The 13,993-nt window shown below is 67.0% G+C and carries 9 protein-coding genes; 6 read left to right on the top strand and 3 right to left on the bottom strand.

What is annotated here, in order from left to right:
• Nucleotides 1-121 precede the first annotated feature (121 nt).
• On the top strand, nucleotides 122-3,241 hold the full coding sequence (locus JMF82_RS05045) for a sensor histidine kinase (RefSeq protein ID WP_201313443.1): 3,120 nt from the start codon (nucleotides 122-124) through the stop codon (nucleotides 3,239-3,241).
• Between the two features lie 6 nt (nucleotides 3,242-3,247).
• On the opposite strand, the gene fusA is transcribed toward JMF82_RS05045, so the two are convergent.
• Nucleotides 3,248-5,377: an elongation factor G gene (gene fusA / locus JMF82_RS05040; protein WP_201313442.1), complete on the bottom strand. Its 2,130-nt coding sequence runs from the start codon at nucleotides 5,375-5,377 to the stop codon at nucleotides 3,248-3,250.
• Nucleotides 5,378-5,766: 389 nt separating this feature from the next.
• Between fusA and JMF82_RS05035 the strand changes: the two genes are divergently transcribed.
• The 5 genes from JMF82_RS05035 (at nucleotide 5,767) to JMF82_RS05015 (ending at nucleotide 12,093) form a co-directional block, all read left to right on the top strand.
• A complete protein-coding gene (locus JMF82_RS05035; RefSeq protein WP_201313441.1) occupies nucleotides 5,767-8,205 on the top strand; it encodes a TonB-dependent receptor in 2,439 nt (812 codons plus the stop codon).
• Between the two features lie 119 nt (nucleotides 8,206-8,324).
• Nucleotides 8,325-8,705 carry a TraR/DksA family transcriptional regulator gene (locus tag JMF82_RS05030; RefSeq protein WP_201313440.1) on the top strand — a complete coding sequence of 127 codons (381 nt, stop codon included), beginning with the start codon at nucleotides 8,325-8,327 and terminating at the stop codon, nucleotides 8,703-8,705.
• A gap of 85 nt (nucleotides 8,706-8,790) precedes the next feature.
• Nucleotides 8,791-9,279: a peptide-methionine (R)-S-oxide reductase MsrB gene (gene msrB, locus JMF82_RS05025; protein ID WP_201313439.1), complete on the top strand. Its 489-nt coding sequence runs from the start codon at nucleotides 8,791-8,793 to the stop codon at nucleotides 9,277-9,279.
• Nucleotides 9,280-9,311: 32 nt separating this feature from the next.
• A complete protein-coding gene (locus JMF82_RS05020; protein ID WP_201313438.1) occupies nucleotides 9,312-10,604 on the top strand; it encodes an acetyl-CoA C-acyltransferase in 1,293 nt (430 codons plus the stop codon).
• A 58-nt stretch (nucleotides 10,605-10,662) separates the two neighbouring features.
• Entirely contained in the window at nucleotides 10,663-12,093 is a 1,431-nt protein-coding gene (locus JMF82_RS05015) for an amidohydrolase family protein (RefSeq protein ID WP_201313437.1), read from the top strand.
• A gap of 33 nt (nucleotides 12,094-12,126) precedes the next feature.
• On the opposite strand, the gene JMF82_RS05010 is transcribed toward JMF82_RS05015, so the two are convergent.
• The gene (locus JMF82_RS05010; protein WP_201313436.1) at nucleotides 12,127-12,750 is read right to left on the bottom strand and encodes a nucleotidyltransferase family protein; all 624 of its coding nucleotides are present in this window, start codon (nucleotides 12,748-12,750) and stop codon (nucleotides 12,127-12,129) included.
• Nucleotides 12,747-13,841 carry an XdhC family protein gene (locus JMF82_RS05005; RefSeq protein WP_201313435.1) on the bottom strand — a complete coding sequence of 365 codons (1,095 nt, stop codon included), beginning with the start codon at nucleotides 13,839-13,841 and terminating at the stop codon, nucleotides 12,747-12,749. Before JMF82_RS05005 ends, JMF82_RS05010 begins: the two co-directional genes overlap by 4 nt.
• Nucleotides 13,842-13,993: the final 152 nt, after the last annotated feature.

The raw sequence follows: 13,993 nt of genomic DNA, 5'->3' as shown, positions 1-13,993 counted from the left end.
GCTTCGATGGCGCGGCCACTATGTTGGCACGACCGACGGCGATCAATGCCCGATCGGGTGATTTTGCTCGCCGCGTACGCACGCGATCGCTATGCTTCATGTCCGCAGGCAGTGGAGAAGCATGACGATGGTTGGCCGGCGAGAGGCGCTCCAGCAACCGGGAGGCACGCCCGCGCGGGACCGCGCACACGCTACTGCGCCGGCTATCTGGCGCGCATGGCGACGGCTGTTTTTCGCGCTGTGCTGCCTGTCCTGCCTGGCGAACGCGTTCGCCACAGGCAACGCGATCGAGTTCCGCCGCAAACAGTGGGCCATCGACTCGGGCGCCCCGGCCGATATCTGGGCGCTGGCGCAGGACGGGGGCGGCTATCTGTGGCTCGGCACCGGCAACGGCCTGTACCGCTTTGACGGCGTGCGCTTCGAACGTTTCGAACCCAGGCCGGACGAGGCCTTTCCGTCCCATGACATCACGGCCTTGAAGATGATGCCGGACGGTTCGCTGTGGATCGGCTTCTACTACGGCGGCGCCAGCATCAAGCGCGGCCGCCATCTCAGCCATTACGCGCCTGGCGAGGCCTTTCCCTCCGGCATGGTCTACAGCTTCGCGCAGACCCGCGACGGCAGCCTATGGGCAGCCACCGAGGGCGGCCTGGCCCGTTTCGACGGCAAGCAATGGCACACGGCGGGCGATGACTGGAGCTATCCGGCCGGGCATGCCGACTGGGTGCTCGCCACGCGCGACGGCACCTTGTGGGTCACCACCGGCGAGAAGCTGCTGTTCCTTCGCCCGGGCGCGACGCGATTCGAAGCCACCGACCAGCGGGTGTACCGCAACAGCACCATCGCGCAGGCGCCGGATGGCACGCTGTGGCTGTCGGACCACGACCACGGCACCCGCGCCCTGCCCGGCCTGGATGCGGACCACCCGCGCCTGGGAACCCAAGGCCTCGATGCCGACGACGTCAGCTGGAGCCATCGCCTGCTGTTCGATCGTCAGGGCAACCTGTGGGGCACCGGCGTCGACAACGGCGGCATCTATCGCGTCGCGGACTACACCCATGTCGAGCATGGCAAGACGCTGCAGCGTGCCGACATGGCCGACCTGGTGGATCGCGGCAACGGACTGATGACCAACCGCACCGTGCCCTTGCTGGAAGACGCCGAAGGCACGATCTGGGCCGGCACCAACATGGGCTTGGTGAGCTTTCACCGCAACAACGTGAAAGTGCCGACGGACGTCCCCCTGGGCGCCGCGTCCAACTACGCCATGACCGTGGACGACGCCGGCACGCCCTGGATCATCAACAACGGCACGCTGTGGCGCATCGATCCGCAGTCGGCCACGCGGGTGCGCTCGGACCTGCACGACATCCACAGCGCCTCGTTCGACCGTGACGGCAACCTGTGGATGGTCGGTCGCCACGATCTTTATCGACTGCATGCCGATACGCTGGAAAACCTGCCGTGGCCGGCGGGCACCACCATCGTCAATGCGCTCGCCATCGACCGCGCCGGCGAACCCTGGCTGGCCTTCGCCGATCACGGCCTGTACCACCTCGAAAACGGCCGGTTCGTGCACAAGGCGCTTTCACCCGCGCTCGAGGGCCTCACGCCCAACTCGCTGGCGGTCGATGACGCGGGGCATCTGTGGCTCGGCTACCCCGACAGCCAGCTTGCCGAATTCGATGGCAGGCAGACGCGCATCTACACGCGCGCCGACGGCCTGCACCTGGGCCACATCACGGTCGTCCAGCCACTGGCCGACGAGGTGCTGATCGGCGGCGAACTCGGCATGGCGCGCCTGCGCGCCGGCCGCGTGCAGTCCATCGTCATCGCGGACAATGATGTCTTCAGCGGCATCAGCGGCATCGTCAAGGCGCCCAATGGCGACCTGTGGCTCAATGCCGGCAAGGGCGTGGTCCGGCTGGCGGCGCACGAAGCGGAAACCGCATTCGACCACCCGGGGTATCGGCCGGCGTACCGCCTGTTCGACTACGACGATGGCCTGCCCGGCATCGCCCTGCAGGCAGCGATGACGCCCACCGCCTTCGGCGACGGCCGCCACAACCTCTGGTTCCTCACCAACCAGGGGCCGGCCTGGATCCAGCCCGACCACCTGTTCGCCAATCGGCTGCCGCCGCCGGTGGAAATCCTTGGCCTGACCGCCGATGGCAAGCGTCGCGCGCTGACCGATCACCTGACGCTGCCCAAGGGCACGGACAACGTGCAGATCCAGTACACCGCCGCCAGCCTGGCCATCCCGAGCCGGGTGGGCTTTCGCTACAGGCTCGACGGCGTGGATGCTGGCTGGCAGGACGCAGGCACGCGCCGCGAGGCGTTCTATTCCAATCTCGGTCCCGGCACGTATCGCTTCCGCGTCATCGCCGCCAACGACGACGGCCTCTGGAACACGCGGGGAGCGGAACTCACCTTCACCATCGCGCCATGGTTCTACCAGACGATCTGGTTCGCGCTGGCCTGCGCGCTGGCCTTCCTCGCGCTCGTGTTCCTGTTCATCGCGTGGCGCATGCGACGCGCCGCCGAGCGCGTGCACCTCAAGCTGACCGAACGCATGGACGAGCGCGAACGCATCGCACGCGACATCCACGACACGCTGCTGCAAGGCATCCAGGGGTTGCTGCTGCGCCTGCAGGCGCTGGTTTCCGGCATGGCGCCCGGCGACCGCAACACGGCAGCGCTCAAGGACGCCATCACCCAGGCGCGCGAGATGGTCATCGAGGGGCGCGGCAAGATCATCTCGCTGCGCGGCGACGGCCCCGAATACACCGAGCTGGTGCAGTCGCTGCTGGCGGTGGGCGAAAACCTCGCCTCGCTCTACCAGACGGCCTTCCACATCCGCTCGGAAGGCAAGACGCTGCCGATCCTGCCGAGTGCCTTCGATGAGATCCTCGATATCGTGCGCGAGGGCATCCGCAACGCCTTCCTGCACGCGCAGGCGAGCCGCATCGACGTGCTGGTGGCCTACGAGGCGCGCCAGTTGCGCATCATGGTCGAAGACGACGGATCCGGCATCGACCCGAAGGCGCTGCGCAAGGCCGCCGAGCGAGGCCACTGGGGCGTGACAGGCATGCGCGAGCGCGCCGCCAAGCTGGGCGCGAAGCTGGAGTTCAGGCATCGCGCCCCCCACGGCACCGAGCTGACGCTGACGGTGCCGTGCCGCGTGGCGTTCCGCGATGACACGACCCGCGGCGCGACGCGCGGGCGACGGGTCGCGTCCTGAGCAGGCCTACTTCGCTTCCTTGTCCATCAACTTGTCGACCAGGCTGGCGGGCACTTCCTCGTAGTGGTCGAACTCCATGGTGAACGTGCCGCGCCCGCGCGTGGCCGAGCGCAGGAAGTTGATGTAACCGAACATCTCCGCCAGCGGCACGAAACCCTGTACGAAAGCCTGCGCGCCGCGCTGCCCCTGGTCGCTCACCGTGCCGCGACGGCGGTTGATGTCGCCGATGACGTCGCCGAGGTAATCGGCCTCGGTGACCACCTCCAGCCGCATCACCGGCTCCAGCAGCTTGGGCTTGCTGAGCTTCTGCGCCTCGCGGAAGCACTGCTTGGTGGCGATCTCGAACGCGAGCGCCGAGGAGTCGACGTCATGGAACTTGCCGTCGATCAGGCGCGCCTTGAAATCCACCACCTCGTAGCCGGCCACCTGGCCTTCGCGCGCCTCCACCGTGACCGCGTGCTCCACCGCGGGAATGTATTCGCGCGGAATGCGCCCGCCGACGACCTCGTCGGAGAACACGACGCCACCGCCCGTCTCCAGTGGTTCGAACACCATGGTCACCTCGGCGAACTGGCCCGAGCCACCCGACTGCTTCTTGTGCGTATAGGTGTGCTGCACCGCCTTGCCGAACGCCTCGCGGAAGCTGACCTTGGGCTTGCCCATGTTGGCATCCACGCCGAGCTCGGTGCGCATGCGGTCGATGGTCACCTCCAGGTGCAGTTCGCCCATGCCCTTGAGCACGGTCTCGCCGGTTTCCTTGTCCACTTCCAGCTGCAGCGACGGATCGGCCTTCACCATCTTGTAGAGCGCGGCGGAGAGCTTGTCGACGTCGTTGCGGTGCTTGGGCTCCACCGACACGCTGATCACCGGGTCGGGGAAACGCATGCGCTCGAGCAACGCCGGATGCGCCGGGTCGCACAGCGAGTCGCCGGTCTCGGTCTCCTTCAGGGAAACGAAGGCGCAGATGTCGCCGGCACGCGCCTCGTCGATCTCGCGCGTGGCGCTGGCCTGCACCTCGACGATGCGGCCGATGCGCTCCTTCTTGCCGCGCGTGACGTTGAGCAGGCTGTCGCCCTTCTTGATCACGCCCGAATAGATGCGGCAGAAGGTCAGCGTGCCGAACGGATCGTTGATCACCTTGAAGGCGAGCACGCGGGCCGGCGCGTCGTCGATGACGCCCTGCTCGCCCACCACGTGGCCGTTTTCGTCCACCAGCGCGATGCCGCCGTTCTCGCCCGGGAAGGGCAGGTAATCCACCACGGCGTCCAGCAGCTGCTGCACGCCCTTGTTGCGATAGGACGAACCGCAGAACACCGGCACGAGCTTGCCCGACACACAGCCCTTGCGGATGCATGCCTTCAGCGTCTCCATGTCGAATTCGCCGGTTTCGATCAGCTTTTCGAACGCCGCGTCGTCCATCGACAACGCGCGCTCCAGGGTTTCTTCGCGCAGCTTCGGCAAGTCGGCGATCCACGCCTGGTCGGCGGCGGCGGAGAACTTGACCCGGCCGGGAATCTCCTCGAGCGGCACGGTTTCCCACGTGCTGTCCTTGTCGTCGCCCTGCCACAGATAGCCCACGCCGGCCACGAGGTCGACCATGCCGATGAATTCGTCATGCGAACCCAACGGCACCTGGCACAGCAGCACGTTGGCGCCGAGGCGCTCGCGGATGCCCTTCACGCAATGGTCGAAATTCGCCCCGATGCGATCCATTTTGTTGACGTAGCACAGGCGCGGCACGTTGTACTGGTCGGCGAGGCGCCAGTTGGTCTCCGTCTGCGGCTCCACGCCGGCCACGCCGTCGAACACCACCACGGCGCCGTCGAGGACGCGCAGGCTGCGGTTCACCTCGATGGTGAAATCCACGTGACCGGGCGTATCGATCAGGTTGATCTGATGGCCCTTCCACTCCGTGGACACGGCCGCGGACTGGATGGTGATGCCGCGCTTGCGCTCCTGCTCCAGGTAGTCCGTCGTGGTCGAGCCCTTGCCCTCCTTGGTGTCGTGCACGTCGATGATCTGGTGCTTTTTACCCGTGTAATAGAGGATGCGCTCGGTCGTGGTGGTCTTGCCGGCGTCGATGTGGGCGATGATGCCGATGTTGCGGTACAGCCGAAGCGCTTTGTGCCGAGCCATATGATCCTGTCCAGAAAAATCCACTTAGCCGGAAGGACGACGACCTGATCGGCCATCGTCATCCGGAACCCTCGCCACACATAAGGTCGTTCAGCCGCGCATCAATGCCGCGTGAAGGCCGCTCCCGGGCCCGCGGGGCGACCGATAGCACTTGACGCGGCCGCCGGGCACGTCGCCTGATGGCTGGCACCGCCCCTTCCCCAGTCCCCGCTCCGCCCGGCCGCCGTCAAGGCCCTGACGGGTCGTCGCGTCATGACGATGCGTTATGAGCCTGAAACCATTCGTCATTGGACATGTTTGGACGTCTATACCGCTATTGACGCGGTCGTCACATGGCGTATAGCCTGCCCATTGTTGCACCGCATCAATCACGTGGGATACCTAAAAACATGCATAAAAACCGCCCCCTCCCCGCCAACACCCCGACCCTGGCCGCCTTGGCCCTGCTGACTTCGATCTCCAGCCTGCACGCGCAGGACGCGAACCCGCCCACGCCCGACAACGCCAAGAAACTCGGCACGGTGATCGTCACCGGCACGCGCGCGGACAATCGCACCGAAAGCAGCTCGCTCACCCCGATCGACGTCGTTTCCGCCGAAACGCTCAAGCAGACCGGCACCACCGAACTGACCACCGCGCTGGCCCGCATCATCCCTTCGCTCACCTTCCCGCGCCCCGCGGCGGCCGATACGGCCGATTCGCAGCGCCCGGCGCAGTTGCGCGGGCTTTCGCCGGACCAGGTGCTGGTGCTGGTGGACGGCAAGCGCTGGCACCCGGGCGCGATCCTGCTCACCAACGGCGTGCTGGGACGCGGCTCGCAGGCCGTGGACCTCAACACCATCCCGATGGGCGCCATCGACCACATCGAAGTGCTGCGCGACGGCGCATCCGCCCAGTACGGCTCCGACGCCATCGCCGGCGTGATCAACATCGTGCTGAAGAAGGGCGCGCAAGGTGGCGACGTCGAAGTCACCGGCGGCCAGTATTCGGCGGGCGACGGCCGCCAGTGGCAGGGTTCGGCCAACTTCGGCATACCGCTCAACGACGACAAGGGCTGGATCCGCTTCACCCTGCAGGACGGCAACCAGGATTACAGCAACCGCGCCGAGCCCAATCGCACGCGCCCGTGGGAAGGCACCACGCAACGCTACGGCGATCCGGCGGTGAAGGACCACAACCTGTTCCTCAACGCGCAATACGACCTGACGCCCGGCGTGCAGCTCTATGCGTTCGGTCACTACAGCAATCGCGACACCACCTCGCCGGCGTTCTTCCGCAATCTCGCCAGCAGCAACTCGGTGCCTTCGCTCTATCCCCATGGCTACCTGCCGCTGGAACACGCCGACTCCACCGACCAGTCGCTGGTGTTCGGCGTGCGCGGCAAGACCGCCGGCGGCTGGCGTTGGGACGTGAGCGGCAACTACGGCGGCAACCGTGTCTCCTATGCCACGGAAAACAGCGTCAATCGCGCCTTCCTGCACGACTTCGGGTACAGCCCCACCGAGTTCCATGACGGCATCCTGCGCTCGACCCAGCAGTCGTTCGACGTGGATATCGCCAAGGAGCTTTCCACCAGCTGGCTGCCCAACCCGGTGACGCTGGCCTTTGGTGCCGAATACCTGCGCCAGACTTACAAGATCGAGGCCGGCGACCTGCCCTCGTGGTACACCGGCACCTCGGGCGTCTCCGGCGGCGCGCAGGGCTTCGGCGGTTACCAGCCGACGGACGCGGGTTCGTACAGCCGCCATGACGTGGCCGAGTACGTGAGCGTGGAGACCAACCTCACCGACCGCTTTGGCACCTCGCTCGCCCTGCGCCACGAGGACTACACCGACTTCGGCAACACCACCTCCGGTGCACTGGCCGGCCGCTTCGACTTCACCGATCGCTTCGCCATCCGCGGCAGCGCCACCACGGGCTTCCGCGCGCCTTCGCTGGCCCAGCAGCATTACTCGTACACCTCCTCGCTCTATTACGGCGCGGGCAATTCACTGCAGTTGCCGCCGGGCATCTACAACACGGGCCTGGTGCCCGTGAACAGCCAGGTCGGCCAGTTGCTGGGCGCCGAATCGCTGGAGCCGGAGAAGTCGCGCAACTTCACGCTGGGCCTGGTATGGAACCCGCTCGATGCGCTGAACCTGAGCCTGGACATCTACCAGATCAAGGTGAACAACCGCATCACGCTGAGCAGCAACCTCGCCACCACCTCGCCCGCCGTGCAGGCCTACCTGGCCGCCAACGGCGTCACCAACACCAACTACAGCGGCATCGCGTACTTCACCAACGCCGTGGACACGCGCACGCGCGGCGCGGACCTGGTGGCGAGCTATCTCAGCGACTTCGGCAACAACGGCACGCTGCAGAGCACGCTCAGCTACAACTACAACAAGAACAAGGTCACCGACATCAAGGCCAACCCGGCGATCCTCGACCAGCTCGGGGTGAACCTCAAGCGCATCGACCGTCGCGACCAGTACGGCCTGCTGGCCGACACCACGCCGCGCAGCAAGCTGATCCTCAACGAGGTGTACGGGGTCGGCCACTGGGGCTTCAACGGCACGCTCACGCGTTACGGCAGCTTCGTGTCGTACAACTCGACCACCGCCTCGCTGGACCAGACGTTCGGCGCCAAGTGGATCCTCGACCTCGCCGTGAACTACAACCTGGATCGCTGGACCTTCACCCTCGGCGGCGACAACGTGCTCAACACCTATCCGGACAAGGTGATCCACGCCAACGACAACAACGGTACGCTTCCCTACTCGGTGTTCTCGCCGTTCGGCTTCAACGGCGCCTACGTGTACGGCAAGGTCGCCTATCGCTGGTGACCGGAGCGGCGCGCATCCGCCGGGTGCGCGCCACCCTCCATGGTGGCCCCGCCCTTCACCGGGTTGAAACGGCGGCTATGCCATAGCTAGGCGCACACCTTTCCCTCCCGGAGATACCCATGCCCGCCGACGCCCACCTGAGCCCGGAGTTCATCGCCAAGCAGCGCCAGCGGCTGGAGGCCTTGCGGCAGCAGGTGCTGGGCGGCGAGCTGTCCTCCAATGCCCATCGCCGTTCCTTCGAGGAAGAGCATGGCGACGAAGCCATGGAGTTCGAAGACGAAGCCCAGGATTCGGCGCAGGAGGAAGTGCGCCAGGCGCAGCGCGATACGGATGCCCAGCGCATCGACCATATCGAGCGCGCCCTGCGGAAGATCGACGACGGTACCTATGGCTACTCCGACCTCAGTGGCAAGCCGATCCCGCAGGCGCGGCTGGAAGCGACGCCCGAGGCGATCTTCACCATCGACGAGGAGCGCGCCGGCGAGCGCCGCCAGCCTTGATTCCACGCCGTATGCCACGATCTAGGGGCGAGCCGCCGGCGACCTGCCGGCGTACCCCACCCTGGATCGCCGAGGAGCATTTGTCGTGAGTGCACCTGCCCCGTTCGACCTCTCGCCGCCGTCTCCGCTGCAGTTCGACCAGCTTGCCGCCACGCTCACCGCCGGCGAGCGCGACGTACTGCTCGCCCACGGTACCGAATCACCGTTCTGCGGCGTGCTGCTGACGGAGAAGCGCGCCGGCGTGTATTGCTGCCGCCTGTGCGGATTGCCCCTGTTCCTGGCCGGCGACAAGTTCGACAGCCGCACCGGCTGGCCGAGCTTCACCACGCCGTTCGACGAGCACCACCTGACCTACGTGCGCGACACCAGCTACGGCATGGTGCGCACGGAAATCCGCTGCGCGCGTTGCGGCAGCCACCAGGGGCACGTGTTCGACGACGGCCCGCCGCCGACCCACCAGCGCTACTGCATCAATTCGGTCTCGCTCGAATTCGTGGCCGAAACCGACCCCTTGCCCGACAAGCTGGGACGCGGCGCTCCCGAAGGCGCGCCCTGGCGTCTCGCCTCGGCCTAATCGACCATCCATCCTCGAGCAGGAAGCCTTTCATGACTCTCCATTCGCGCTATCGCCACCCGGTGTGGCTCGCGGCGGGCGTGCGCACGCCTTTTTCCAAGGTGGATGGCGCGTTGGCCAGCTACGACGCCATCGCGCTTTCCGTGCCGGTGGTGCGCCACATGCTGGACAGCCTGCCCGGAGGCAAGACGCCCGATGTCGCCGTGTGGGGCACGGTGGTGCCCAATCTCACCTGGAGCAATCTCGCGCGCGAAGTGCTGATGGATGCGGGGGCGCCCGCCACCATTCCGGCCTTCTCCACCGTGATGGCCTGTTCCACCAGCATGATCGGCATGATCGAGGCCGCCGGCATGCTCGACGACGACAGCATGCAGCTGGCGCTGGTCGGTGGCGTGGACAGCCTGAGCCGCATCCAGCTTGGGCTCAACCAGCGGCTGTCGGACTGGATTCGCCGCTTCCAGAAGGCACGCTCGGTCGGCGAGAAGGTATCGCATGCGTTGTCGCTGAAACTGGGCGACATCAGTCTCTACATCCCCGGCATCGTCAACCGCACCAGCGGCCTGAGCATGGGCGAGCACACGGAGATCACCGCGAAGGAATGGCACCTCAGGCGCGACGACCAGGACCAGATCGCCTACGACAGCCATCGCCACGCCGTGGACGCATGGAACAAGGGTTTCTTCGATGACCTGGTGATTCCCATCGGCGAGTTCCGTCGCGACAGCATTCCGCGCGCGGATACCTCGTTGGAAAAGCTTGCCAAGCTTCCACCGGCGTTCGATCGCACCAGCGGCCAGGGCACGCTCACCGCGGGCAACTCCTCGCCACTGACCGATGGCGCCGCCAGCCTGTGGGTGGCGACCGAGCGCGGACTCGGCCGCCTGCCCGGCCATGTGCCGCGCGTGAAGCTGGTTGACTGGGAGATCGCCGCCGTCGATTTCCGCACCGAAGGGCTGCTGATGGCGCCGGCCTATGCGATCCCGCGACTGCTGGCGCGCCACGGGCTGGGTTACCAGGACATCGGTCTGTGGGAAATCCACGAGGCGTTCGCCGCGCAGGTGCTTTCGCATATCGCCGCGCTGCAGAGCCGCGAGTTCCTTACCCACAAGGCGGGCGTCGACCGTGAGTTCGGTGCGTTCCCGCGCGACCTGATGAATCCCAACGGCGGCAGCCTTGCCATTGGCCATCCGTTCGGCGCGACGGGTGCACGCATTCTCAGCCAGGCGGTGAAGGAACTCGCCGTGATGCCGCCCGGCACGCGCGCCATCGTCAGCATCTGCGCCGATGGTGGCCAGGGCACGGTGGCCCTGCTCGAAGCGGGTTGAGCCACCGCGCCTGGCGCCTTTGCTAGGATGCATCCCACTTCATCGGTGGGGGAACACCATGGCATGGCAGCGATCGCTACGCGCGGCGGTACTGGCCGGCTTGTTGACGTCGACCGCGGCCTTCGCCGCCGACAAGCCTGCAGGCAACAGCGACTTCGTCGCGTACCCGCAACCCGTCATCGCCTTCACCCACGCCACCGTCGTCGACGGCACCGGCGGCAAGGCGAAGACGGGACAGACGCTGCTGATCGACCAGGGCCGCATCGTCGCGCTGGACAAGGACAGCCGCGTGAAGATTCCCGACGGCGCCACCATCATCGACGCGAAGGGCAAGACCCTGCTGCCCGGCTTCGTGATGGTGCACGAACACATGTTCTATCCGGCCGGCGGCGTGGAGTACAACGAGATGAGCTACAGCTTCCCGCGGCTGTATCTCGCCGGCGGCACCACCACGATGCGAACGGCCGGTTCGATGATGCCGTACGCCGACCTCAACGTGCGCGACGCGATTGCGCACGGCGACGCCATCGGCCCCGACATGGACGTGACCGGCCCGTACCTCAACGGCCCGGGCCTGCCGATACCCGCCGTGCATTCGCTCAGCGGCGTGGACGATGCGGAACGCACCGTCAACTACTGGGCCGACGAAGGCGTCACCTCCTACAAGGCCTACATGCAGATCACGCGTGCGGAGCTGCAGCGGGTGATCGAAGTGGCGCACCGGCGCAACGCCAAGGTCACCGCGCACCTGTGCTCGGTGACCTACCGCGAAGCGGTGGACATGGGCATCGACAACCTGGAGCACGGCTTCTTCGTCTCCACCGATTTCGTCAAGGACAAGCAGCCCGACGCCTGCCCCCGCGGCGCCGACGTCGCGCAATCATTCGCCACGCTGGATCCCGGTTCCCCCGAGGTGAAGGCACTGATCAAGCGGATGATCGACCACCATGTGGCGCTGACTTCCACGCTGACCGTGTTCGAGACCTTCGTCACCGGTCGCCCGAAGGCGCCGCAGGGCGCGCTGGACCTGATGCTGCCCGAAGTGCGCGCGCAGTACGAGGACAGCTGGAACAAGGTGCAGACGAACAAGGGACGATTCACGCCGGAGATCTACGCCAAGCTGTCCCGCCTGGAAAAGCAATACGCCGACGCCGGTGGCCTGCTGCTCGCCGGTACCGATCCGACCGGTTTCGGCGGCGTGGTGCCGGGCTTCTCTTCCAAGCGCGAGGTCGAACTGCTGGTGGAAGCGGGCTTCAGCTTCGAGCAGGCGATCAAGATCGCCACCTTCAATGGCGCCAGGTACCTGGGTCGCGACAAGGAGGTCGGCACGCTGGCCGTCGGCAAGCGCGCCGACATCGCCGTGGTCGACGGTGATCCGCTCAAGGACGCCAGCGCGTTGGAACACATGCCCCTGGTCTTCAAGAACGGCATCGGCTACGACACGCAGAAGATCTTCACGGCGATGCACGGAACCGTCGGCCTGCACTGAGCGGCCGGCCGCCCGCAGGCAGGCGGAGCGAAGTCATCGATGCCGTGGGTCGTGGCGCAGGGCCAGCCACGCAGCGTGATCGGCCGGCGTATCGATGTCGAAAGCGGCCGCGGGCAGATCGTGGGCGTCGACACGTCCGGCGTACTTCTCCAGCAGCGAGCGCGCGCCGTGCGCCCCGCGGAGCGTAGCGAGTTCGCCGGCCCAGCTGCGCGGGAACAGGCACGGCGGACCCAGCTGCGCGCCATGGCGCGCAGCGAGGATGCGCTCCGGGTGGCGGGCATGCGCTTGCAGCATCCCGGTCAGTTCTGCCGCACCGAGCGACGGCTGGTCGGCGAGCAGCACCATCAGGGAGGCCACCGCGGGCGCCTGCTCCAGCAGCGTCCGGACGCCGGCGGCCAGCGATCCGCCCATGCCGCTGGCCCAGTCGCCATGCTCGACCTGATGGACGTCCAAACCATCCAGGCTCGCGGCCACGGCGCCGTGATGGGCGCCGGTGACCACGATCACCGGCGACAGCCCGGCCGCGAGTGCGGCCCTGGCCGCGCGGCGCACCATGGGCTCGCCGTCGATCACCAGCAACTGCTTGGGCGAGCCGAACCGGCTGGCGGCACCTGCCGCCAGCAGCACCGCACCGACGCTGGCGCGAGAAGACATCATGCGTGGATGGGCGCGCGGGACCGCGACAACAGCCCGCCTTCCTTGCCATTGCGCAGGGCGAGGATTTCCGCAGCCACGGCCAGCGCGATCTCCTGCGGCGTTTCCGAGCCCACGTCCAGCCCCGCGGGAACGTGCAGCCGTTCATCGGCCCGCGCCAGCGCGGCGGTGATCTGCGCTGCGCGCCGGCGCGAGCCGATCACGCCGATGTAACTCACGGGGCTGTCGAGCAGCGCGGCGAGGTAGTCGAGATCGCGCTCCAGGCGATGCGTCATCAGCACCGCCGAAGTCATCGCATCGAGCATGACCTGCGTGGCCAGGGCTCGCGCGGTGGCCGCGACGCAACGGATGCCGCCCACGACATCGTCACCCGCCCGCGCGGGGTCCACCAGGGTCGTGTGCCAGCCCAGCTGCACCGACAATTCGGCCAGCATGCGCGCCCCGATACCGTCGCCGATCACCACCACGGCCTGCGAGGGCCGCAAGGGCTCGACGAGCACGTCGTAATCGCTGCCGCCGCTTATTACCCGGACAGATGTCGCCGCCGTGCCCGCCTGGAACGAAGGCAGCACGGCCTCGACCTGCACGCGCAAGGCATCGTCGTCGATGTCGCTCCAGGCCACGCCCTGGCCCTGCACGATGCGCCACGGCCGGGGCGAAAGTGGCTGTCCGTCCACCGCGTAGACCGTGGCGAGCGCGCCGGGCCGGCGCCGCGCGCGCAGGTCGGCCATCGCGTGCAGGAACCGTAGATCGCGCTTGGCGCGCAGGGGTTCGATCAACACGTCGAGTTCGCCGCCGCAGCCCGTTTCCAGCATGACGTCGTAGTTCGCATCGCGCCCATAGGACACGAGCTGCGCCTCGCCGCGTTCCATCACCTGTTGCGCACGCCATACGATGTCCCGCTGGGGACAGCCGCCCGAAAGCTCGCAGACCAGGCTGCCATCGCGCAGCACCAGCATGCTCGCGCCGGCCCGCCGAAACGTGGAGCCACGCGTACGGGTGATGGTGGCCAGGGCGGCATCGGCCGTCGTGGAAGCCAAAGACAGGGATTGCGCAGCGCGGTACAGCGGATCGAACTCTTGGGCGACGTTCATGGCTCGGTGCCGGCTGGGTCTGGCGACGATGTTCCGTCATAACGGGTCGCCGGCGCCAGCGTCGTTGCCAACCCGGATGCCCGGTGCCTTCACTTGTCTTTTCTCCGGCGAAGAGGAAGATGCGGCAAGGTCAGGACCAAGCGCGACCGCCT

This window comes from Dyella sp. EPa41, from assembly GCF_016586165.1.
Classification (GTDB): domain Bacteria; phylum Pseudomonadota; class Gammaproteobacteria; order Xanthomonadales; family Rhodanobacteraceae; genus Dyella.
This window is presented reverse-complemented; position numbering and strand designations above follow the sequence as displayed.

Excerpts from the sequence above, each read along its gene's own strand:
- JMF82_RS05045 (WP_201313443.1), top strand. The coding sequence starts at position 122 with ATGACGATGGTTGGCCGGCGAGAGGCGCTCCAGCAACCGGGAGGCACG.
- JMF82_RS05020 (WP_201313438.1), top strand. The coding sequence starts at position 9,312 with ATGACTCTCCATTCGCGCTATCGCCACCCGGTGTGGCTCGCGGCGGGC.
- JMF82_RS05010 (WP_201313436.1), bottom strand. The coding sequence starts at position 12,750 with ATGATGTCTTCTCGCGCCAGCGTCGGTGCGGTGCTGCTGGCGGCAGGT.
- JMF82_RS05030 (WP_201313440.1), top strand. The coding sequence starts at position 8,325 with ATGCCCGCCGACGCCCACCTGAGCCCGGAGTTCATCGCCAAGCAGCGC.
- JMF82_RS05015 (WP_201313437.1), top strand. The coding sequence starts at position 10,663 with ATGGCATGGCAGCGATCGCTACGCGCGGCGGTACTGGCCGGCTTGTTG.
- JMF82_RS05035 (WP_201313441.1), top strand. The coding sequence starts at position 5,767 with ATGCATAAAAACCGCCCCCTCCCCGCCAACACCCCGACCCTGGCCGCC.
- fusA (WP_201313442.1), bottom strand. The coding sequence starts at position 5,377 with ATGGCTCGGCACAAAGCGCTTCGGCTGTACCGCAACATCGGCATCATC.
- JMF82_RS05005 (WP_201313435.1), bottom strand. The coding sequence starts at position 13,841 with ATGAACGTCGCCCAAGAGTTCGATCCGCTGTACCGCGCTGCGCAATCC.